The sequence below is a fragment of the Tsukamurella sp. PLM1 genome (assembly GCF_023168325.1).
Taxonomy (GTDB): domain Bacteria; phylum Actinomycetota; class Actinomycetes; order Mycobacteriales; family Mycobacteriaceae; genus Tsukamurella.
The window spans coordinates 1,817,211-1,838,721 of the sequence record NZ_AP025688.1 but is presented as its reverse complement, the minus strand read 5'-3'; the positions used below and the strand labels follow the sequence as shown (position 1 = coordinate 1,838,721).

General features: G+C 70.8%; 12 protein-coding genes and 9 pseudogenes. 13 read left to right on the top strand and 8 right to left on the bottom strand.

Translation table 11 applies throughout. The features are described 5' to 3' along the window. Positions 1-63 precede the first annotated feature (63 nt). A complete protein-coding gene (locus MTP03_RS09535) occupies positions 64-1,065 on the top strand; it encodes a sigma-70 family RNA polymerase sigma factor (protein WP_248491725.1) in 1,002 nt (333 codons plus the stop codon). Between the two features lie 35 nt (positions 1,066-1,100). Here the strand turns inward: MTP03_RS09535 and MTP03_RS09530 are convergent. Together MTP03_RS09530 and MTP03_RS09525 are read right to left on the bottom strand one after the other, a co-directional pair. Further along, positions 1,101-3,697 (bottom strand): annotated as a pseudogene (locus tag MTP03_RS09530) (GNAT family N-acetyltransferase). Positions 3,698-3,805: 108 nt separating this feature from the next. Next, positions 3,806-5,025: pseudogene (locus tag MTP03_RS09525) on the bottom strand (acetoin utilization protein AcuC); the annotation flags it as partial. Between the two features lie 115 nt (positions 5,026-5,140). Here MTP03_RS09525 and MTP03_RS09520 point away from each other — a divergent pair. Continuing rightward, a pseudogene (locus MTP03_RS09520) lies at positions 5,141-5,822 on the top strand (iron dependent repressor, metal binding and dimerization domain protein). Positions 5,823-5,827: 5 nt separating this feature from the next. Continuing rightward, positions 5,828-6,813, top strand: a pseudogene (galE, locus tag MTP03_RS09515) (UDP-glucose 4-epimerase GalE). A 21-nt stretch (positions 6,814-6,834) separates the two neighbouring features. On the opposite strand, the pseudogene MTP03_RS09510 reads toward galE, so the two are convergent. Continuing rightward, a pseudogene (locus tag MTP03_RS09510) lies at positions 6,835-7,887 on the bottom strand (DUF4192 domain-containing protein). Positions 7,888-8,113: 226 nt separating this feature from the next. Here MTP03_RS09510 and MTP03_RS09505 point away from each other — a divergent pair. Beyond that, positions 8,114-10,003 carry an amino acid transporter gene (locus MTP03_RS09505; RefSeq protein ID WP_248492112.1) on the top strand — a complete coding sequence of 630 codons (1,890 nt, stop codon included), beginning with the start codon at positions 8,114-8,116 and terminating at the stop codon, positions 10,001-10,003. Between the two features lie 10 nt (positions 10,004-10,013). On the opposite strand, the gene MTP03_RS09500 is transcribed toward MTP03_RS09505, so the two are convergent. Next, positions 10,014-10,328: a hypothetical protein gene (locus MTP03_RS09500; protein WP_248491724.1), complete on the bottom strand. Its 315-nt coding sequence runs from the start codon at positions 10,326-10,328 to the stop codon at positions 10,014-10,016. Positions 10,329-10,596: 268 nt separating this feature from the next. On the opposite strand from MTP03_RS09500, the gene MTP03_RS09495 reads away from it, so the two are divergent. The 5 genes and pseudogenes from MTP03_RS09495 to MTP03_RS09475 all read left to right on the top strand — a co-directional run bounded on the left by MTP03_RS09495 (position 10,597) and on the right by MTP03_RS09475 (position 16,027). After that, positions 10,597-11,532: a proteasome assembly chaperone family protein gene (locus MTP03_RS09495; RefSeq protein WP_248491723.1), complete on the top strand. Its 936-nt coding sequence runs from the start codon at positions 10,597-10,599 to the stop codon at positions 11,530-11,532. Next, positions 11,529-12,158, top strand: coding sequence for an alpha/beta fold hydrolase (locus MTP03_RS09490; RefSeq protein ID WP_248491722.1), 630 nt, complete (start codon positions 11,529-11,531; stop codon positions 12,156-12,158). The genes MTP03_RS09495 and MTP03_RS09490 overlap by 4 nt, the downstream gene beginning before the upstream one ends. Further along, on the top strand, positions 12,131-12,463 hold the full coding sequence (locus tag MTP03_RS09485; RefSeq protein ID WP_248491721.1) for an alpha/beta fold hydrolase: 333 nt from the start codon (positions 12,131-12,133) through the stop codon (positions 12,461-12,463). Before MTP03_RS09490 ends, MTP03_RS09485 begins: the two co-directional genes overlap by 28 nt. A 69-nt stretch (positions 12,464-12,532) precedes the next feature. After that, positions 12,533-13,501: an alpha/beta fold hydrolase gene (locus MTP03_RS09480; protein ID WP_248491720.1), complete on the top strand. Its 969-nt coding sequence runs from the start codon at positions 12,533-12,535 to the stop codon at positions 13,499-13,501. Between the two features lie 33 nt (positions 13,502-13,534). Continuing rightward, positions 13,535-16,027: pseudogene (locus MTP03_RS09475) on the top strand (DEAD/DEAH box helicase). Position 16,028: 1 nt separating this feature from the next. Here MTP03_RS09475 and MTP03_RS09470 read toward each other — a convergent pair. Both MTP03_RS09470 and MTP03_RS09465 read right to left on the bottom strand, forming a co-directional pair. After that, positions 16,029-16,495, bottom strand: a pseudogene (locus tag MTP03_RS09470) (SRPBCC family protein). A gap of 112 nt (positions 16,496-16,607) precedes the next feature. Then, positions 16,608-17,000 (bottom strand): DUF5997 family protein, encoded by a 393-nt coding sequence (locus MTP03_RS09465; RefSeq protein WP_248491719.1) that lies wholly within the window; start codon positions 16,998-17,000, stop codon positions 16,608-16,610. Positions 17,001-17,029: 29 nt separating this feature from the next. Between MTP03_RS09465 and MTP03_RS09460 the strand changes: the two are divergent. Next, positions 17,030-17,757 (top strand): annotated as a pseudogene (locus MTP03_RS09460) (LysR family transcriptional regulator substrate-binding protein). 147 nt (positions 17,758-17,904) lie between these two features. On the opposite strand, the gene MTP03_RS09455 reads toward MTP03_RS09460, so the two are convergent. After that, the gene (locus MTP03_RS09455) at positions 17,905-18,825 is read right to left on the bottom strand and encodes a hydrogen peroxide-inducible genes activator (RefSeq protein WP_248492111.1); all 921 of its coding nucleotides are present in this window, start codon (positions 18,823-18,825) and stop codon (positions 17,905-17,907) included. Positions 18,826-18,946: 121 nt separating this feature from the next. On the opposite strand from MTP03_RS09455, the gene MTP03_RS09450 reads away from it, so the two are divergent. Beyond that, positions 18,947-19,534, top strand: a complete 588-nt coding sequence (locus tag MTP03_RS09450) for a peroxiredoxin (protein ID WP_248491718.1) — start codon at positions 18,947-18,949, stop codon at positions 19,532-19,534. 3 nt (positions 19,535-19,537) lie between these two features. Further along, a pseudogene (locus tag MTP03_RS09445) lies at positions 19,538-20,076 on the top strand (carboxymuconolactone decarboxylase family protein). Between the two features lie 63 nt (positions 20,077-20,139). Here MTP03_RS09445 and MTP03_RS09440 read toward each other — a convergent pair. Next, positions 20,140-20,598, bottom strand: coding sequence for a carboxymuconolactone decarboxylase family protein (locus MTP03_RS09440; protein WP_248491717.1), 459 nt, complete (start codon positions 20,596-20,598; stop codon positions 20,140-20,142). 81 nt (positions 20,599-20,679) lie between these two features. Between MTP03_RS09440 and MTP03_RS09435 the strand changes: the two genes are divergently transcribed. Beyond that, positions 20,680-21,498 (top strand): sigma-70 family RNA polymerase sigma factor, encoded by an 819-nt coding sequence (locus MTP03_RS09435; RefSeq protein WP_248491716.1) that lies wholly within the window; start codon positions 20,680-20,682, stop codon positions 21,496-21,498. Positions 21,499-21,511: the final 13 nt, after the last annotated feature.

The window sequence follows — 21,511 nt, the reverse complement described above, 5'->3', positions numbered from 1 at the left end:
TCGGGAACTCTGCGTGCCTGTCGTCCGTTGAACAGATGTACCGGCGAACAGGAGGCAGCCCACATGGCACACCGCGTCAACACCGCTAGCACCGCAGCCCGCCCCGCTGATCGGGTGCGGCCCCCGCTGACCGAGGCCGATCTCGACGCACAGAGTCCCGCCGCGGATCTGGTGCGCGTGTACCTGAACGGCATCGGCCGCACCGCCCTGCTGACGGCGGAGGACGAGGTGGAACTGGCCAAGCGGATCGAGGCCGGGCTCTACGCCCAGCACCTGCTCGAGACCAAGAAGCGGATGGCCGCGGCCAAGAAGCGCGACCTGGCGTTCATCGTGCGCGATGGCCAGGCCGCCCGGCAGCACCTACTGGAGGCGAACCTGCGGCTCGTGGTCTCGCTGGCCAAGCGCTACACCGGGCGCGGAATGCCGCTGCTGGACCTCATCCAGGAGGGCAACCTCGGCCTGATCCGCGCGATGGAGAAGTTCGACTACGCCAAGGGTTTCAAGTTCTCGACGTACGCCACCTGGTGGATCCGTCAGGCCATCACCCGCGGCATGGCCGATCAGTCCCGCACCATCCGGCTCCCCGTTCACCTCGTCGAGCAGGTGAACAAGTTGGCCCGGATCCGGCGCGAGCTGCACCAACAGCTGGGCCGCGAGGCCACGGACGCCGAACTGGCGTCGGAATCGGGGATCCCGGCTGAGAAGATCGCCGACCTCATGGACCACTCGCGTGATCCGGTGAGCCTCGACATGCCCGTCGGGTCCGACGAGGAGGCGCCGCTGGGCGACTTCATCGAGGACGCGGAGGCGGCGTCGGCCGAGTCGGCCGTGATCTCCAGCCTCATGCACAGCGACGTGCGCTCGGTGCTGGCCACCCTGGACGAGCGGGAGCAGCAGGTCATCCGGCTGCGCTACGGCCTCGACGACGGTCAGCCGCGCACCCTCGACCAGATCGGCAAGCTCTTCGGGCTCTCGCGCGAGCGCGTGCGCCAGATCGAGCGCGAGGTCATGGCGAAGCTGCGCAACGGCGAGCGCGCCGACCGGCTGCGCGCGTACGCCAGCTAGGGGTAGACCACCTTTCGATGGAACCGCGTCGGCTGTCAGAGCCGGCGCGGTTCCGCTTGTTGAGTGAGGACGTCGCTGGCGTGCCCGATGGTGATCACCGTGGACAGCACTGCGGCGCCGGTGGTGGTGGCCAGGATCGGCTGGCAGTCGATCGTGCGGATCTCGGGCACCTCGAACGCGAGCGCCGCAACCCGGGTGATCACGTCCACGAGCGCGCCCCGGTCGACCCCGGCCTCGCCCGCGAAGCCGTTGAGCAACGGCGCGGACCGCGTCGCGCTCACCAGGTCGTGCGCGGCTGCGTTCGTCAGTGGCAGCAGGCGATACGCCCTGTCGCCCAGCAGCTCGGGCACCGCACCGCTCAGGCCGAACGAGAGCATCGGCCCGATCCTCGGGTCGTTCTCGTACCCGACAGCACAGCCGATCCCCTTGTGCGCCATGGCCTGCACGTGCAGGGACTCCTCCCCGGTGGTCGCGGCGAGCTCGCGGAAGGCGTCGGCGACGGCCTGGGGGCCGGTGAGGTCGAGCCGCACCGCGGCGAGGTCTGCGCGCAGGCGCCACCGCTCGCCCATCGCCTTCACCGCGACCGGGTAGCCCACGCGGTCCGCCGCGGCGACCGCCTCCTCGGCGGTCGCGACGACCTCGAACGGCACCACGTCCACGCCGTACAGAGCGAGGAGTTCGGCGCTCTGCTCGAAGGTGAGCGTGACCCGTGAATCCGCCGCCGGCAGCCATTCCCGGACGCGGGTGCGGGCCTCCTCGACGTCGGTCCCCTCGGGGCGCGCGGTGTCGGAGACGGGCCGCGCCCGCCACTGCGCGTACCGCCAGCCGTGGGCGAGGACCCGGGCGGCACGCTCGGGCTCGGGGTACGACGGGACCGAGCCCCGCACGCGCACGCCGTGCTCGTCGGTGGCGGCGAGGAGCTCGGTGACGCCGTCGAAGGCGAGGAACGTCGAGACGATCGGCTTGATCTGCTTGCGCGACGCCTCCAGCAGGACCGCGGCGTGCGCCTCGGGCAGGGCCTCGACCGGCGGCACGAACACGGCGATGATCGCGTCGACCTCATCGTCCGCGAGCGCGGTGTCGATCGCGGCGCCGAACTCCTCCGGGGTGGCCGCGGCGCCCAGGTCCACGGGCTGCGCGACGTCGAGCCCCTCCCGGATCCCGGTGTGCGTCGCGAGGATCCCGAGCGCGGTCGAGTTTCCGATCACCGCGACCCGGCGCCCCTTGGGCAGCGGCTGGTAGCTGAAGAAGGTGGCGCAGTCGAACAGCTCGGGGATCGAATCCACCTGGACCACACCGGAGTTCTCGAACAGCGCCTCCGACCCACGCCGGCGCCGGTCGGCGTCGATCCCGCCCCGGTGCACCGCCACGATCGGCTTCTGCCGCGCCAGCCGGCGGGCGATGCGGCCGAATTTGCGCGGATTGCCGAAGCTCTCGAGGTAGAGCAGGACCACCTCGGTGGCGGGGTCCGTGTCCCAGTACTGCAGCACGTCGTTGCCGGACACGTCGGCCCGGTTGCCGGCCGAGACGAACGTCGACAGGCCCACGCCGCGGGTGGCGGCGGTGTCGAGAATCGCGATGCCCAGAGCGCCGGACTGGCAGAAGAATCCGACGTTCCCCCGGCCCGGGACCACGGGGGCCAGGGTCGCGTTGAGGCGCACGCCCGCGTCGGTGTTCACCACCCCGAGCGCGTTGGGTCCGATCAGCCGCATCCCGTGCGAGCGCACCGCCGTGAGCAGCCGCCGCTCGGACTCCTTGCCCCGGCCGCCGGCGTCCGAGAACCCCGACGACACCACCAGCAGCGTGCGCACGTCCTTGGCCAGGCAGTCGTCGAGCACCTGGTCCATGTTGTCGGCGGGCACGGCGACAACGGCGAGGTCGACCTGATCGGGGATGTCCCGGACCGAGCCGTACGCGCGGATTCCGGCGATCGACCTCCGCTCCGGGTGCACCGGGAACACGGGACCGGCGAAATCGCCGGCGATGAGGTTGCGCAGGACCGCGTGCCCGACCTTGCCGGGGTCGCCGACGCGCCGATCACGGCGATCGAGGTGGGGCGCAGCGCGTTGCTGACGCTGCGCGCCTCGGACGCGAGCTCGCGCGCGTTGCGTACCGCGACCAGCGCCTCGGTTGGGTCGATGCCGAACTCGACATGGACGACGCTGCCGTCGAAACTGCGCCGCAGCTCGTACCCGGCCGCCTTGAACACGTTGACCATGTACCGGTTCTCGGCGAGCACCTCGGCCTCGAACCGGTGGAAGCCGTTCTCGGCGGCGGCGCCCGCCAGGTGCTCGAGCAGGATCGGCCCGAGACCGCGCCCCTGATGCTCGTCGGCGACGACGAACGCGACCTCCGCCGAGGTCGGCTTCCCCGCATCGGCCAGGCCCTCGTACAGGCCGACCGCGATGATCCTGCCGCCGAGGACCGCGAGCAGGCACACCCGCTGCTCGTGATCGACCGTGGTCATCCGCGCGACGTCGCGGGGCGGCATGACGGGGTACGGGCCGAAGTACCGCAGGTAGCGGGTCCGCTCCGAGAGCCCGGCATGGAACTCGACGATGGCGTCGGCATCGTCGGGCACGACGGGCCGCAGGTGGACCACGCCGCCGTCGGAGGCGAGCACGTCGGCCACCCAGTGCGCGGGGAACTCGTACGGCCCGGCCGACGCGGCCTGGACGCTGGGCGCCGGGAACGGATCCGTCGCCGGGCCGGACGGATGCAGTGGCACTTCGTCAGTCACGGGGTCCTCCGGGTCGAGTCCGTGAAGGGGAAGGACGGCCGAGCGGGCGCGGGCGATGAACCGGTCGGCGGTCGCCTCGATCGACCGCTCGGCCGGGTCGTACGTCGACGGCTCCCACGGGACGTGCCTCGTGTCGCCGCCGTCGCCCATCGTCTCCGGGGCGGGCCCGGGGACGGCGATCCGCTCGGCGGGCAGCTGCGCGACGAGGTCCTTCCACTCGCCCGGGATCGGCGTCGCCGGGTCGACGTCGACGCCGACGACGGCGCCGATCAGGTGGGTCCACGTGCGGGGCACGACGCCCACCAGCTGGTAGCCGCCGCCGCCCACGGCGAGCCACCGGCCGTCGCACACCTCGTCGGCGAGATCCCGCATCGCGAGGATCGCCGCCCGCTGCCCGTCGACCGTGAGTGACAGATCGGTGAGCGGGTCGGCACCGTGCGAATCGCACCCGCACTGGCTGACGATGAGCTGCGGCCGGAACTCCCTGATCACCGAGGGAACGACGGCGTGGAACGCGCGCAGCCAGAGACGGTCGGGGCAGAACGCCGGGACGGGGATGTTGATCGCGGTGCCGCGGGCCTCGGGGCCGCCGAGCTCGGACGGGTAGCCCGTGTTCGGCCAGAGGTGCTGCGGGTCCTCGTGGATCGACACCGTGAGCACGCGGGGGTCGTTCCAGAACTGCGCCTGCACCCCGTCCCCGTGGTGGGCGTCGACGTCGATGTAAGCGATGCGATCGAAGCCGTTGTCGAGCAGCCAGGAGATGGCGATCGCCGCGTCGTTGTAGATGCAGAACCCGGACGCGTGCGTACGCATGGCGTGATGCATCCCGCCCGCGATGTTCACCGCGCGGGTGGCGGTTCCCGCGGCGATCGCCCGGCGCCCGCGAGAGTCGAGGAAACGATGCTCGCTGCGGCCTCGTGCATGTGCAGGAACACCGGGTTGTCGTCGTTGCCCAGCCCGTACCCCGTCAGGTCGATCCGCGACCGGCCGGACCCCGCGACCCGGACCGCCGCCTGGTAGTCGTCGGTGTGCGCGCGGCCCACCTCGATGTCGTCCGCCCCGTGGGGCGCGACCACGTCGACACCGTCGAGCACGCCGAGCATCCGGGACAGTTCCATCGTCAGGTGCAGCCGGACCGGGTCCATCGGATGGGATTGGGAGAAGCGGTAGTCGAGAACGGAGGGGTCCCAGACGACCTGGGAGTCGGGGAACCGTGCCATGAGTCACGACACTAGTCGTTGCCGCCCTGCGACGCGTCCAAGTTAGGTAACCTTTAGTTCGGGGGACGGCGGTCCGTCTCGGCTAAACTGGCAGCAACGAGAAGGAGCTGGATACGTGAACGATCTGGTGGACACCACCGAGATGTACCTGCGCACCATCTACGAGCTCGAGGAGGAGGGCGTCGTGCCTCTGCGGGCGCGTATCGCTGAGCGCCGGAGCAGAGCGGTCCCACGGTGTCGCAGACCGTGCAGAGGATGGAGCGCGACGGCCTGGTCCGCGTCGCCGAGGACAGGCACCTCGAACTGAGCGACAAGGGCCGGCAGCTGGCCATCGCCGTGATGCGCAAGCACCGCCTCGCCGAGCGCCTGCTGGTGGACGTCATCGGCCTGCAGTGGGAGAACGTGCACGCCGAGGCGTGCCGCTGGGAACACGTCATGAGCGAGGACGTGGAGCGCCGCCTGCTGGAAGTGCTGGGCAACCCCACCACCTCCCCGTACGGCAACCCGATCCCGGGCCTCGGCGAGCTCGGCGTGCAGATCGGCACCGAGCCGTCGCGCCCCGCGCGCTGACCGACCTGCCGCAGGGCGGTCCGACCGCGGTCGTCATCAAGCGGCTCGCCGAGCACGTGCAGGCCGACGCCGACCTGATCGGCCGGTTCCGAGCGGCGGGTGTGGTGCCGGACGCCCGCGTGACGGTCACGGTCCAGCGCGGCGCGGTCGTCATCTCGGTCGCCGGGCACGACGACTTCGAGTTGCCCGACGAGATGGCGCACGCAGTGTTCGTCGAGGCGGTGTAGCGCCGGTGCAGTTGTTGGTGACCGGCGGCGCCGGATACGTGGGAAGCGTGTGCACGCAGGTGCTGCTCGAGCGCGGCCACGCGGTGACCGTCATCGACGACCTGAGCACCGGCAACCGCGAGGCGGTGCCCGCGGGCGCCCACTTCGTCGAGGGCGACGTGGCACAGGTCGGCCGGCCCGTGCTCGCCGACGGCGAGTTCGACGGGGTACTGCACTTCGCCGCGAAATCGCTGGTGGGCGAATCGGTCACGCATCCGCACAACTACTGGCAGGGCAACGTGGTGACCACGCTGTCGCTGCTGGACGCGATGCTGGCGGCGGGCGTGCCGCGACTCGTGTTCTCGTCGACCGCGGCCACCTACGGTGAGCCGGAGTCGGTGCCGATCACCGAGGACGCGCGCACCCGCCCCACCAACACCTACGGCGCCACGAAGCTCGCGATCGACGCGGCCATCACGTCGTACGCCACGGCGTACGACCTGGCCGCGGTTTCGCTGCGGTACTTCAATGTGGCGGGCAGCTACGGCGGGTTCGGCGAGAACCGCGTGGTGGAGACCCACCTCATCCCGCTGGTACTGCAGACCGCTCTGGGCCAGCGGCCCGACATCGCCGTCTTCGGGTCCGACTACCCCACCGCTGACGGCACAGCGGTGCGCGATTACGTGCACGTCAAGGATCTCGCCGAGGCCCACGTACTGGCGCTGGACCACGCCCGGCCCGGGGCGCACGACGTGTTCAATCTCGGCTCCGGCGAGGGCTTCTCCGTCCGCCAGGTGATCGACACGTGCCGTGAGGTCACCGGCCGGGAGATCCCGAGGTGGCGGCGAACCGGCGCGCGGGCGATCCGGCGGTGCTCGTGGCGTCGTCACGCCGGGCGATCGACGAACTCGGTTGGCGCCCGCAGCACACGGACCTGCGCGGCATCGTCGCCGACGCATGGGAGTACACGCAGGCGCTGGGCGACCGCGCCCACGCCGCCCGGCGCGCCTGACCTCCACCCTCACCTCACCCGTCAGCCGGCCAGCGGGAACTCGGCGTCCCGCGGCGGCAGGTGCACCCCGAGGCGCCGGGCCACGGCCAGGCCGGCCTCCGCGGCGGCGGACATCTCCCCCGGCGGCAAGCCCGCACCGAACGCCTGCGCCAGCAGCCGGGCGCCCCGATAGCTCCGGTCCGCGGCGAGTGCCGCGTCCAGCGCGATCCCCGTCATCGGGCCGTCTCCCCGGAGGTACCCGGCCGCGGCCACCAGCGTGGCGGCGGCGGCCGCGGCGTGCCCCGCAACCTGCGTGCGAGCTCCGCGAACAGCACCCGGGCCTCGTCGGCGACGACCGTGACGCCGAGCGCCATCGCCGCGTCCCGGACCTGAAGATCGAGCAGCGCTCCGCCGAGCAGCGCGACGTCGTCGTCGCTGAGGTCCGCCGCGCGCTCGCCCGTCACCGCCGCGACGATCGCCGCGAGCAGTTCCGCCGAGTCGCCGTCGGCTTCGAACGCGGCGGCCTCACGGCACCGGTCGGGCCCGACCCCGGTCCCTCTTCGACGAGCTGCTTGGTCAGCTCGTCCGGGATCGGTGGATGGTGCGCCCCTCGAGCACCGCCGCCAGCATCAACGGCGAGCTCTCCGGGTCCGGTACCTCGCCGCTCTCACCGTGCTTGCAGACCCAGCGCGCGCCCGACGCGATCCGGGGCACCAGCAGCAGCTCGATCACCTCGACGTCGGGTTCGGCCAGGCTCCGGGCCCGGCACGCTTCGCTCAGCGCCTCGACCAGCGCGGGCGTGGCCCGCACCAGGCCGCGCTCGTCGACGACGACGCAGAACAGGCGCTCGACGCCCTGCTGCCGGAGCAACCGGAGCGCTTCGACGAGGTGCCGGCGGCAGTCCTTGCGCAACGCACCGGCGCGGGTGAGTCCCAGGTCGATCCGGGCGGTGGCGCCGATCCGGTCGGTGACCTCGTCGTGGGCCAGCAGCACCACCGACCGGGTGGGATAGAACCCGAGCAGAGCCGGTACGGCCGCGAGCAGGTCGCCGGCGGTGTCGAGTTTCGGGAGGGCTGGAGCGTGTCGATTCGTCATGGTCGCCATGCTCTCCGAGGGTGGCGACGGATCCGGCCGCCGCGGACCGTCGATCCCCCGTTTGGTTACGAAACCTTCTCCTGCCCCGCCCGAACCCACAGGACCCGCCTTTACCGGACACCGGCGCGGACGCGCCCGACTGTGCTCGTGAGCGAGGGCTACTGTGAACCGCGTGATCGGCTTCCCGCGGTTCTCGGACCGCACCCGCAACTGGTTCCTCAGCGGCATGTCCGACCGGGCGGGCTCGCACGTGGGCCCGCACGCGACCGATGCGGAGCACCCGCAGCCGTGGTGGAAGGTCATGTGCCTGACCGGCGTCGACTACTTCTCGACCCTCGGCTACCAGCCCGCGATCGCCTTCATCGCCGCCGGTGTCGTCTCCCCCATCGCCACCCTCGTGCTCATCGCGCTCACGCTGTTCGGCGCCCTCCCCGTGTACAAGCGCGTCGCGCGGGAGAGCTTCAACGGATCCGGCTCGCTGGCGATGTTCGAGCGGCTGTTGCCGTGGTGGGGAGGCAAGCTGTTCGTGCTCGTCCTCCTCGGCTTCGCGGCCACGGACTTCATCATCACGATCACGCTCTCGTCGTCGGACGCGGCCGAACACATCGTGGAGAACCCGCTGGTGCCGGAGTTCTTCCACGGCGGGAACATCCCGATCACGCTGCTGCTGGTCTTGGCGCTCGGCCTGGTGTTCATCAAGGGCTTCCGGGAGGCGATCGGCACCGCAGTGGTCCTGGTCGGCGTCTACCTCACCCTGAACGTCGTGATCATCGCCGTCGCGCTCTTCCACGTCGCGGAGCGTCCGCAGAAGGTTCTCGACTGGCAGGCCCTGCTGTGGGCCGAGCACTCGAACCCGCTGATGGTGATCGCCGTGGCGCTCATCGTGTTTCCCAAGCTCGCGCTGGGACTCTCCGGTTTCGAGACCGGCGTCGCCGTGATGCCGCAGGTGAAGGGTGATCCGAACGATCCGCCCGAGTACCCCGCCACCCGGATCCGGGACACCGGCCGGCTGCTCACGACCGCCGCCGCGATCATGAGCGTCCTGCTCGCCACGTCGAGCTTCGCCACCACCGTGCTCATCCCGGCGAAGGAGTTCGACCCCGACGGTGCCGCCAACGGTCGCGCCCTCGCGTGGCTGGCGCACGAGTACCTCGGCAACGGGTTCGGGACCGTCTACGACGTCTCGACGGTGGCCATCCTGTGGTTCGCGGGCGCGTCCGCCATGGCCGGACTGCTCAATCTGGTGCCGCGGTACCTCCCCCGCTACGGTATGGCGCCGCGCTGGGCGTCGGCCGTGCGGCCGCTGGTCGTGGTCCTCACCGTCATCGCGCTGTGCATCGTGCTGGTCTTCGAGGCCGACGTGAACGCGCAGGGCGGCGCCTACGCGACCGGCGTGCTGGTCCTGATGACCTCCGCCGCCGTGGCGGTCACGATCTCGGCCCGCCGTAAGCGGCAGGCCGGCGCCACCTGGGCGTTCGGCCTGATCTCGGCCGTCTTCGTCTACACCACCATCGACAACATCATCGAGCGACCCGACGGCGTGCGGATCGCCGCGCTGTTCATCCTGGCGATCGCGGTCGTCTCGATCGGCTCGCGCGTCCGGCGCTCGTTCGAGCTGCGCGCCTCGTCGATCACTTTCGACGAGAAGGCGCTCGAGTTCATCCGCGACGACGCCGCGGCGCAGCACGCGATCCGGATCGTCTCGCACGAGCCCGACGTGGACACCAAGAAGGAGTACCGCGACAAGGTCCGCGCCGAGCGCAAGTTCGGCCACATCCCCGGCCGATCGCGGGTGATCCTGCTCGAGGTCTGGCCCCGCGACTCGTCGGACTTCGAGGAGGACCTGGAGGTCCGGGGCATCGAGAAGTTCGGCTACCGGCTGCTCAAGGTGCGTTCCGGCAGCATCGCGAACACCATCGCCGCCGTGCTGCTCTACATCCGCGACGAGACCGGCGTGGTGCCCGAGGTCTACTTCCAGTGGTCGGAGATGAACCCCGTACTCAACATGGGCAAGTACCTGGTGGAGGGCTCGGGCGAGATCGCCGCTGTCTGCCACGAGGTGCTGCGCCAGGCCGAGCACGACGCCAAACGCCGCCCCACCGTCCACGTCTCCTGACCCGCGCCGCTCACGGTCGGTACACGAACGGGAGCTCGTGATGCGACACGGGCAGCGTCTCGACGCGCATCCACGGGTACCGCTGCTCGACGGTGCGCGCCAGGGCCGCGCCGTCGTGGTAGCGGCTGTGCAGCGCGACGACGACGGTGACCCCTCCCGGTAGATCCCGCAGCGCGCCCAGGTCGTCGGGCCGCCGCGGCACCGCGAGACGGGACCTCGGACCGTCGGCACCGGCCTCGGCGAGCACGCCGAACTCGGGTGTCGGTGGCCAATTGCCCCGCGTCTCCCAGCTCCGGTACCCACGGATTCGGGCGGCGGACGGCACCGCGAGCACTGGAACGGCTCGAACGACCGTCCCGAGGCGGAGTCCCGCGAACACCGACGTCGGATCAAGCAGAGTAAGGGCCTCGACCCGGCCCGGGCGCCGTAGTGCGTAGTCGATGGCGATCTGTGCACCGTACGAGTGCGCGCCGTTACGCCGTGAGCGGAAACACGCGGCGCGCGGGAATCGACACGATGCACGCGCGGTTGCCTCACGTGGAAAACTGGTAGTTCCCCGCCGGCGCGGGGAACACGGCGGTTGGAGGTAGCGCATGGACGAGCAGTCCCACATGTACGAACTGGAGTTCCCCGGTCCGTCGGTCTCGGACACCGACGGCAACGGCCCCGTACTGGTGCACGCGCTCGACGGTTACGCCGACGCCGGACACGCGCTGCGGCTGCTGCGCGAGCACCTCAAGGACAACCTCACCACGGAGCTGGTCGCGTCCTTCGACGTCGACGAGCTGATCGACTACCGCTCCCGCAGGCCGCCGATGACCTTCGAGGACGGCTTCACGGGCGTCGACGAGCCGGAGCTCAATCTCTACGCGGTACGCGACTCCGACGGAAAGCCCTTCCTGCTGCTCGCGGGCGCCGAGCCCGACCTGCGGTGGAACGGCTTCGTCAGCGCCGTCGCCGGCCTCGCCGAGCGGTTCGGTGTGCGCACCGTCGTCGGCCTGCACGCCATCCCGATGGCAGTTCCGCACACCCGGCCCGTGCCGGTCACCGCGCACGGCAACAACCCGGATCTGCGCAGCGAGCTGCGGTCCTGGGACGGCGGCACGATGCGCCTGCCCGGCAGCGCGGCGGGACTGCTGGAGCTGCGGATGGCCGACAAGGGATACGACACGCTCGGCCTCTCCGTGCACGTACCGCACTACCTCGCCCAGAACGACTACCCGGAGGCCGTGCTCGGATTCCTCGGCGCGCTGCGCAACTCCGTCGGCCTGCAGGTGCCCGACGGCGATCTCGCGGTGGAGGCCGCGGAACTGCGAGAGCAGATCGACGCCCAGGTCTCGTCCAGTTCGGAGATCTCGTCGGTGGTCGAGGCGCTCGAGCAGCAGTACGACGAGGCGGCGCAGGAGCCCCGCGAACTGCTCATCGCGGAAGGCGAGGCCATCCCGTCGGGCGACGACCTCGCCAGCGAGTTCGAGGCCTTCCTCGCGGAGCAGGCCGGCGACGAGGGCGAGAACGGCTCCGCGTCGTGACGCAGGTCCGTCAGCGCGTCGCGCTGATCCACGGCCACCGCCGGGCCTACCGGATCGGCGGCAGCGGCCCCGCCCTGCTGCTCATCCACGGGATGGCCGACAACTCGTCGACGTTCGAGCCGATCCTCGAGCGCCTCGCCGAGCGGTACACGGTGATCGTGCCGGACCTGCTCGGGCACGGCCTGTCGGGGCGCCCACGCGCCGACTACTCGCTGCCCGCGTTCGCCAACGCCATGCGCGACCTGCTGCTCTACCTCGGCGTCGAGCGGGCGACGCTGGTCGGGCATTCGCTCGGCGGCGGCATCGCCGGCCAGTTCACCTACCAGTTCCCGCACATGGTCGAACGGCTGGTGTTCGTCGACACGGGCGGCGTCACCCGCTCGGTCTCCCCGTGCTCAGGGCCGTCTCGCTGCCGATGTCGGAGATCGCGATCCGCTCACTCGCCCTCCCCGGCGTACTGCCGGTCGCGAGCGCCGCACTGGAGCTGCTCGGCCGCGTGCCGCTCAAGCTCTTCGTCGACAACGCCGAGTGCGCTCGCGTGCTCGCGGGCCTGCCACACGCGGGGACGCCGCGCGCGTTCGCCCGCACCCTGCGCGCCGTGGTGGACCCACTGGGTCAGGTCGTGACGATGCTCGATCGCACCTACGTCGCCGAGTCCGTACCCGTGCTCGTGGTGTGGGGCTCGGCCGACCCGATCATCCCCGTCGAACACGCGCACCTGCTGCACGCCTCGCTGCCGTCGTCGCGCCTGGAGGTGTTCGACGGTGCCGGGCACTTCCCGTTCCGGAGCGACCCGGAACGGTTCCTCACGGTGCTGACCGCTTTCATCGACGGCACCGAACCCGCGCGGCTCACCCTGGCGGACCTGCAGACCGCACTCCGCCGGGACTCGGAACTCGACGTCGAAGCCGCGGCCGAAACGCCGGCGTAACCGGCGGAGGCCACCCGCGTAACATCGCCCGCCCACACTGACCGTCACGTCGGACGTGAGGAGGCCGCGATGAGTTCCGAGGTCCTGCCCTTCCGGGCGCGCCCGTACGTCCCGGACCTGTGCTTCGCGACGATCCACGGGCACCGCCGCGCGTACCGGATCGGGGGTACCGGCCCGGCGGTGCTCCTGCTGCACGGCATCGGCGACAACTCCCTGGTCTGGGACTCCGTCCTCGCGCCACTCACCGACCGGTTCACCGTGATCGCCCCGGACCTGTTGGGCCACGGCCTCTCCGACCGCCCGCGCGCCGACTACTCGGTGGCCGCGTTCGCCAACGGCATGCGCGACCTCTTGTGCTACCTGAACGTCGACCGGGTGTCGGTCGTCGGCCACTCGTTGGGCGGCGGCGTCGCGGGGCAGTTCGCCTACCAGTACCCGGACATGGTGGAGCGGATCGCCTTCGTGGCGCCCGGCGGCGTGGACCATGACGTCTCGCCGCTCCTGCGTCTCCTCTCGCTGCCGTTCGCCGAGCAGCTGGTCGCGCTCACGGCACTTCCCGGTGCGAGGCAGGTCCTCGCGACCGCTCTGCTCGCCGCGGCGGCCGTCCCGAACCCGGTTCGGCCCGACGCCGTGCAACTGGGCCGCGCGCTCGACCGGATGCCGAACACGGCGTCCCCGCACGCCTTCGCGCGGACGCTGCGGTCCGTGGTGGACCTGCGCGGCCAGGTGGTCACCATGCTGGACCGCTGCTACCTCACTGCCGAGGTCCCCACCCTCGTCGCATGGGGCGCCGACGACTCGATCATCCCCGCTGCGCACGCCGAAGTACTCCGCGAGGCCCTGCCCGCAGCGCGCGTGGAGATCTTCGACGGGGTCGGTCACTTCCCCATGACGGAGGCTCCGGACCGCTTCCTCACGCTGCTCACGGACTTCCTGACGACCACGTCGCCCGCACGGTTGGCGCGCACCCACCTGCGCGACGGGCTGCGGTCGGCCGCCGGCGTCACCGTCGCCGCGCCCGCCCAGGAGCTGGGCTGAGCGGCCACGATCTCGGCACGTAGAGTGCGTTGAGTGAACCTCATCGACCTGCTCCCGGCCGACCCGACGGCGGACGCGGTCTTCGAGGCCTTCCTGGAGTGGACCGACAGCCGCGGCATCACGCCGTACCCGGCCCAGGAGGAGGCGCTGATCGCGGCGTGCTCGGGCGCCAACGTGATCGTGGCGACGCCCACCGGCTCGGGAAAGTCCCTGGTCGCGATGGGGGCGCAGTTCGCCGCGCTCGCGCAAGGGCGCCGCACCTACTACACCGCGCCGATCAAGGCCCTGGTGAGCGAGAAGTTCTTCGCGCTGTGTGAGGTCTTCGGTACGGAGAACGTCGGGATGGTGACGGGCGACGCCGCCGTGAACGCCGACGCACCGATCGTCTGCGCGACCGCCGAGATCGTCGCGAACCTGGCGCTGCGCGAGGGCGCCGACTCGGACATCGAACAGGTGGTGATGGACGAGTTCCACTACTACTCCGAGCCCGACCGCGGGTGGGCCTGGCAGGTGCCGTTGATCGAGCTGCCGCACGCGCAGTTCGTGCTCATGTCCGCGACGCTCGGCGACACCTCCTTCTTCGAGGAGGACCTCACCCGGCGCACCGGGCGGGAGACCGTCCTCGTCGCCGGGGCGGAGCGCCCGGTGCCGCTCCACTTCGCCTACTCCACGATGGCGATCCAAGACCAGATCGTCGAGCTGGTCACCACCCACCAGGCGCCCGTCTACGTGGTCCACTTCACCCAGCAGGCCGCGGCGGAGCGCGCCCAGGCGCTCATGTCGCTGCCGCTGGCGAGCAAAGAGCACAAGGCTGAGATCGCCGACGCCCTCGGCGATTTCCAGTTCACCACCGGCTTCGGCAAGACGCTGTCGCGTCTCATCCGGTCCGGTATCGGCGTGCACCACGCCGGCATGCTCCCCGGTACCGGCGCCTCGTCGAGAAGCTCGCACAAGAGGGGCTGCTCAAGGTCATCTGCGGCACCGACACCCTCGGCGTCGGCATCAACGTGCCCATCCGCACCGTCTACCTCACGGGCCTGACCAAGTTCGACGGTACGCGGACCCGTCACCTCCGTGCCCGCGAGTTCCACCAGATCGCCGGACGCGCAGGGCGGGCCGGTTTCGACTCGATTGGCACCGTCGTCGTCGCGGCGCCCGAGCACGAGATCGAGAACGCCCGCCGGGAGGCGAAGGCGGGCGGGGACCCGGCCAAGCTCAAACGGGTCCAGCGCAAGAAGCCGCCCGAGGGATTCGTCTCCTGGGGCAGGGCCACGTTCGAGAAACTGGTCGCCGCCGACCCGGAGCCGCTCACCTCGCGATTCTCCGTGACCAACTCGATGCTGCTCAACGTGATCGCGCGGCCGCGCAACTGCTTCGACTCGATGCGGCACCTCCTTGAGGACAACCACGAGTCGCGGCGGAATCAGTTGCGGCACATCCGTACCGCGATCACACTGTTCCGCGGGCTGGAGCAGGGCGGGGTCGTCGAGAAGCTGGACGCCCCCGACGAGGACGGCCGGCACGTGCGGCTCACCGTCGAACTGCAGCCGGACTTCGCGCTGAACCAGCCCGGCCCCGTTCGCGCTGGCGGCGCTGGAGCTTCTGGACGCCGAGTCGCCCGATTACGCCCTCGACGTGATCTCGGTGATCGAGTCCGTGCTGGACGACCCGCGGCCCGTGCTGCGGGCCCAGCAGAACGCGGCACGCGGCGCCGCGGTGGCGGAGATGAAGGCCGACGGCATCGACTACGACGAGCGGATGACGCTCCTCGAGGACGTCACGTACCCGAAGCCGTTGGAGGACCTGCTCGTTCCCGCGTTCGCCACCTACGCCGCCGGGCACGCGTGGGTGACGCAGTTCGAGCTCTCGCCGAAATCGGTGGTGCGCGAGATGATCGAACGCGCGATGACGTTCAACGACCTGGTGTCGAAGTACCAGTTGGGCCGTTCCGAAGGCGCGGTGCTGCGGTACCTCTCGGACGCGTTCAAGACGCTGCGGCACACCGTTCCCGAGTCCGTCCGCACGCCCGAACTGGACGACTACATCGCCTGGCTCGGAGCGCTCGTGCGGTACGTCGACAGCTCGCTGGTCGACGAGTGGGAGGAGATGACCTCGCCGGACCCGGTGAAGGCCCACGCCTCCGCCCCCGAGATCGGACGATCCACCTCGCTCACGTCGGACGAGCGTGCGTTCGCGGTCATGGTGCGCAACACGATGTTCCGCCGGGTGCAACTCGTCGCCGAGGAGGAGTACGACCTGCTCGACGAGATGGACCCGGGCGTCGACTGGTACGCGGCCTTCGACGACTACTACGAGGAGTACGACGACATCGAGACGGGCGCGGACGCCCGAGGCCCGCAGCTCTTCTCGCTCGACACGTCGATGCCGCGGGCGTGGAAGGTGCGGCAGACCATCGCCGATCCCGACGGCGACCACGGCTGGGCGATCACCGCCGTCGTCGACCTTCCGGCCTCCGACGAGCGCGGCGACGTGGTGCTCGTCGACGTCGAGGTGGTCTCGGGCTGAGTCAGCCGCGGACCACCGCGTCGAGGCCCGCGAGCGACTGGTCGAGATACTCGGGCGGGAACGGCGGCATGGCGCCGACGAAGTCGCGGAAGGACTGCGGGGTGTCGGTCCAGTCGTAGGTCAGCGTGACCTGCGTGCCGTCGCCCGACGGCGCGAGGTCGTACCGCCACCACCAGCCGCCGGCCTCCCACGTGCCACCCGCGGGGTCTGGCCGGGCCACCAGCCGATGACGCGGTCCTGCTCGAAGTCGGTGACCTTGTTCTCCATCACGTAGTCGCCGCCGGCCTGCTCCAGGTACATGTTCACGGAGAACATCTGCCCGACGTGGTCGATCGGTGCGACGTCCACGGCGGCGCGGACCCAATCGGTGGGCTCGATCTCCTGGTGGTTCGCCGGATCGGCGAGGACGGCGAAGACCCGCTCGGGGCTCGCGGCGATGACGCGGGTGGTGGACATCTGTTCGGACATGGTGACTCGCTCTCTGCTGCGTCTCCACGACGCGCGTCGGCTCCGCACGCCATGTTCACAGCGTACACATGAGGGTGTGCAGCGGCACCGGATCGCGGATATCCGCCCGGGTCTACTTCCGGCGGGGTCGGTTGCGGGCCGCGCGCACCTCGGCCACCCGCTGCTCGTCCGCGCGGGCGGCCGCGAAGGTCGCGCGCTCGTCGACCAGCCACTGCGGCGGCTCGGCGTTGAGCGCCGCGATCTGCTCGGACGTCAGTGCCTCGTCCACCCCGCCGCGCGCCAGGCCCGCGATCGACACCCCCAGTTTCGCCGCGACGAGGTTCTTCGGGTGCGGCCCGTTCTTGCGGAGGTCCTGCAGCCACTGCGGCGGATCTGCCTGCAGCGCGGCGATCTCGTCGCGCGTGACGTCACCCTGCCGGAACTCGGCGGGCGTGGCCGGCAGATACACGTCCAGCTTCTTCGCCGCGGTGGCGGGTTTCATGGACTGCGAGTTCGGCCTGCTCATGGGTGCCAGCCTATCGGTAACCTCCAGGAGTGACCTCCTCACTCCCGCCGTCGCTGCGACTCGGCTACGTGCCCGGCGCCACGCCCGCCAAGTGGGCGCGGATCTGGGGCGAACGACATCCGGATGTCCGGCTCGAACTCGTCCCGGTCGCAGCCGCGGACGCCGCGGACGCGGTGCGCGGGGGCACCGTCGACCTGGCGCTCCTACGCCTGCCCGCGGACACGAGCGGACTGGCGACGATCGCGCTGTACGAGGAACAGGTCGTCGCGGTGGTCCCGAAGGAGCACCACGCGGCCGCGGCGGACGAACTGACGGCCGCAGACCTCGACGACGAGCCGACGCTGCTCCCCCACGACGACGCGCTGCACTGGTCCGGCGCGCCGGCCGGCCGGTCGCGCACCGGCCGGACACCACCGAGGCGGCGGTCGAGCTGGTCGCCGCCGGGATGGGCGTGTTGATCGTGCCGCAGTCGCTCGCCCGCCTGCACCACCGCAAGGATCTGACGTACCGGCCGGTCACCGACGCGCCCGGCTCGGCGGTCGGGCTCGCGGTTCCAGCCGGCGAACAGACGGAGGCCGTCGCGGAGTTCATCGGCATCGTGCGCGGGCGGAAGGCCGGCTCGTCTCGGGGCCGCGCGGAGCCCGCGCCGAAGCGCACGGCACGAGAGAAGACTCTCGCCAAGCAGGCGGCCCGCGCCGCGGCCGGGAAGACGCCGGGACCGTCAAAAGGCAAGTCCGCCAAGCGACCCCGGCGCTGAGCCACTCACTGCACCGTCAGCGCAACGACTCGAGGTCCACGCGCATCGGGAACGACATCCTCCCCCAGGCGTCCCACTCCTCCAACGACAGGAGGTGCGGGCGGGTCGCTGCGGTCATGGCCCGATCCCACGCCGGGCGCTGCGATCTCACACCGACGTTCCCGCCGCCTCACGGGCGATCGCCGCGAGGCGCTGAAAGCCGTCGGTCTTCGCGCTCGACGCACGGTAGGCGAGGCCGACGGTGCGGCCGGGCGCGGGCGGGGCGAACCGGGCGATCGCGAGATCCGTCCCCCGCAACTCGACGGCCACCGCCGGCTCGGGCAGCAACGTGACGCCGAGATCTCCCGAAACGCACTGCACGATGGTCGCGAGCGACGCGGCGCGGGTGTCGCCGATGACCCCCACGCCTGCCTCCGCCTGCCGGCACAGGTCCAGCGCCTGATCGCGCAGGCAGTGCCCCTCGTCGAGGAGGAGCAGCGGGAGCCCGGTCAGGTCGTCGGCGGTGAGGTCGTCCCGACCCGCGAACGGATGATCGGGCGGCACCACGAGCACGAATTCCTCGTCGTACAGCGGGATCTCGGCGATACCGGCGCTGAGCACCGGCAGCGCCACGACGGCCACGTCGATCCGGCCGGACCGGAGCGCGTCGAGCAGTCGCGCCGTCTGGTCCTCCACGACCGTGACCGCGAGGTCCTCCACTTCGGCACGCAGCCTCGGCAGCAACGCCGGAAGGCGGTACGGGGCCACCGTCGGGATCATCCCGATCCGCAGGCTGCCGCGCAGTTCCCCGGTGAGGCCGGCGGCGTTGTTGACGAGCTCCGCGGCGGAGGCGACGATGCCCGAAGCCTGTTCCAGCAGAGCCATTCCGGCCTCGGTGATGAGCACCTTGCGGGTACTGCGCTCCACCAGCTGCACCCCCAGTCCCGCCTCGAGGGACGCGAGGGCCTGGGACAGCGACGGCTGACTCACTCCGAGCGACGTCGCGGCGGTTCCGAAGTGGCGCGAGCGTGCCACTGCGACGAACGCGCGCAACTGCGCGAGGGTCGGCTGATAAACCTGATCGGACATACCTATCAGTGTAGTGCCATTGATCACCTTTGCTTTACAAGCATGTGATTCGAAAGCCAGAATCGATCCAGAAACGAACACAGCCCGCACCCATCGGGCGCTTGCACCTAGAGGAGTTACCGTGCCCCTGAAGACGATCGGCGACCAGTTCCCCGAGTTCAACCTCACCGCCGTGATCGGCGGCGACCTGTCGAAGGTCGACGCGCAGCAGCCCGACGACTACTTCACCACCATCACCAGCGACGACTACGCGGGCAAGTGGAAGATCGTGTTCTTCTGGCCGAAGGACTTCACCTTCGTGTGCCCCACCGAGATCGCGGCCTTCGGCAAGCTCAATGACGAGTTCGCCGATCGTGACGCCCAGGTGCTCGGCGCCTCGGTCGACAACGAGTTCGTGCACTTCCAGTGGCGCGCGCAGCACGAGGACCTCAAGACCCTCCCCTTCCCGATGCTCTCGGATCTCAAGCGCGAGCTGGCCGAGGCCACCGGCGTCCTCAACGCCGACGGCGTCGCGGACCGCGCCACCTTCATCGTCGACCCCAACAACGAGATCCAGTTCGTCTCCGTGACGGCCGGTTCCGTGGGTCGCAACGTCGACGAGGTGCTCCGCGTGCTCGACGCCCTGCAGTCGGACGAGCTGTGCGCCTGCAACTGGAAGAAGGGCGACCCGACGATCAACGCCGGCGAGCTGCTGAAGGAGAGCGTCTAAGCCATGTCGATCGACAACCTCAAGAACGCCGTCCCCGAGTACGCCAAGGACCTCAAGCTCAACCTGAGCTCGCTGTCCCGCTCGACCGAGTTGACCGAGCAGCAGCTCTGGGGCACCTTCCTCGCCTCGGCCGCGGCCACCAAGAACGCGACCGTGCTGCGCGAGATCGCCGAGGAGGCCGCCGACACCCTGTCGGCGGAGGCCTACCAGGCCGCCCTCGGCGCCGCCTCGGTGATGGGCATGAACAACGTGGCCTACCGGGCGAAGGGCTTCCTCGGTGACGATTACGCCCAGGTCCGAATGGGCCTGCGGATGAACATCATCGGCAACCCCGGCGTCGACAAGACCGACTTCGAGCTGTGGAGCCTCGCCGTCTCGGCCATCAACGGCTGCGAGCACTGCGTCGCCGCCCACGACGACGTGGTCCGCAAGGCCGGCCTCACCAAGGAGCAGGCCTTCGAGGCCGTCAAGGTGGCCGCGACGGTCCGGGCGTCGCCCAGGCGGTCTTCGCCGCCGAGGCCCTCGCGAGCGCCTCGGTCTAACCTCACCCGTCACCCGTTCGACGGTGCCCGTCCCTCACCCGAGGGGCGGGCACCGTCGTCGTTTCACGGCCGCCAGGCACCCGCCTCCTGGCGGGTGGCGTGATTGAGCCGGTTCCACAGGTTGATCTGGGCGATGGCCAGCACGAGAGCGGCCAGCTGATCGGCGTCGAACTCGTCGGCCGCCGCGTCCCAGAGCGCGTCGGGCAGCGCCTCCGGGTTGCCCGCCAGCGCGGTGAGCTCCTCGGTCAACTCCAGCGCGATCCGTTCCGCGTCGGAGAAGTACGGCGTGTGCCGCCACGCCCCGACGGCGAACAGCTTGTCGTCGGACACGCCGTGCTTGCGAGCCATCCGCCAGTGCCCGTCGAGGCACGTGCTGCAGCTGTTGAGCTGGCTGGCGCGCATGTTCACCAGTTCCAGCAGGTCGGGCGACAGCCCGGTCGCGGCGATCGCGCCGCTCAGCTTCATCAGCGCATCCATCGCGCCGGGCAGGGCCATCGCGGGGTTCGTCATCCGTGCGGTCATGGTCTACTCCTAAAGTTCCGTCACATCCGGGGCGCTCGCCCCGTCATCCTTCTGACGGATCGACGACGGAGGATGTGACACATGGATATCGAGGACTTCGAAGAGGCCCGGCCGCGGCTGCTCGCGGTGGCCACCCGGATGCTCGGGTCGGCCGCCGACGCCGAGGACGCCGTGCAGGAGGCGTGGCTGCGCGCCGACCGGTCCGGCGGCACCGTCGACACCCCGGCCGCATGGCTGACCACGGTGGTCTCGCGGATCTGTCTGGATCGCCTGCGCGCGCGGCACGAAACGGCTCCGCTGGACGACGTGGACCCCGCGGATCCCGCGCCGGCCCCGGACGACGAGGTACAGCTTGCGGAGTCCGTGGGCGCCGCGATGGGCGCGGTGCTCGATGACCTCGCACCCGCCGAGCGAGTGGCCTTCGTGCTCCACGACGTGTTCGCGGTGCCGTTCGACGATGTCGCGACGATCCTGGGCAAGACCCCCGCCGCGACCCGCCAGCTCGCGAGCCGTGCCCGTCGCCGCGTGGCCGGGGCCCCACGACCGGACGCCGCGCGCACCGACGCCGTGCGCGCGTTCCTCGCCGCGTCGCGCGACGGGGACTTCACCGCGCTGGTCGACCTGCTCGACCCCGACGCCGTGTTCCGCACGCACACCGACGGTGCGCCGTCGACCGTTCTGGCGGGCGCTCCCGCGATCGCGGAGGCGTTCCTGTTCAAGGCCAAGACGGCGCTGGTGGCGGTGGTGGACGGCCTGCTCGGCTACACCGTGCGGCTACCCGGCGCCGACGACTACCTCCTGATCGGCGACGTGACGTTCGCCGCGGACGGCCGGATCGCCGCGCTCGACGTGACGCTCCGGGCCGACGAAGTGGCCGGCAGCGAGATCGTGCCCCTCTGACCGGGAGACGACG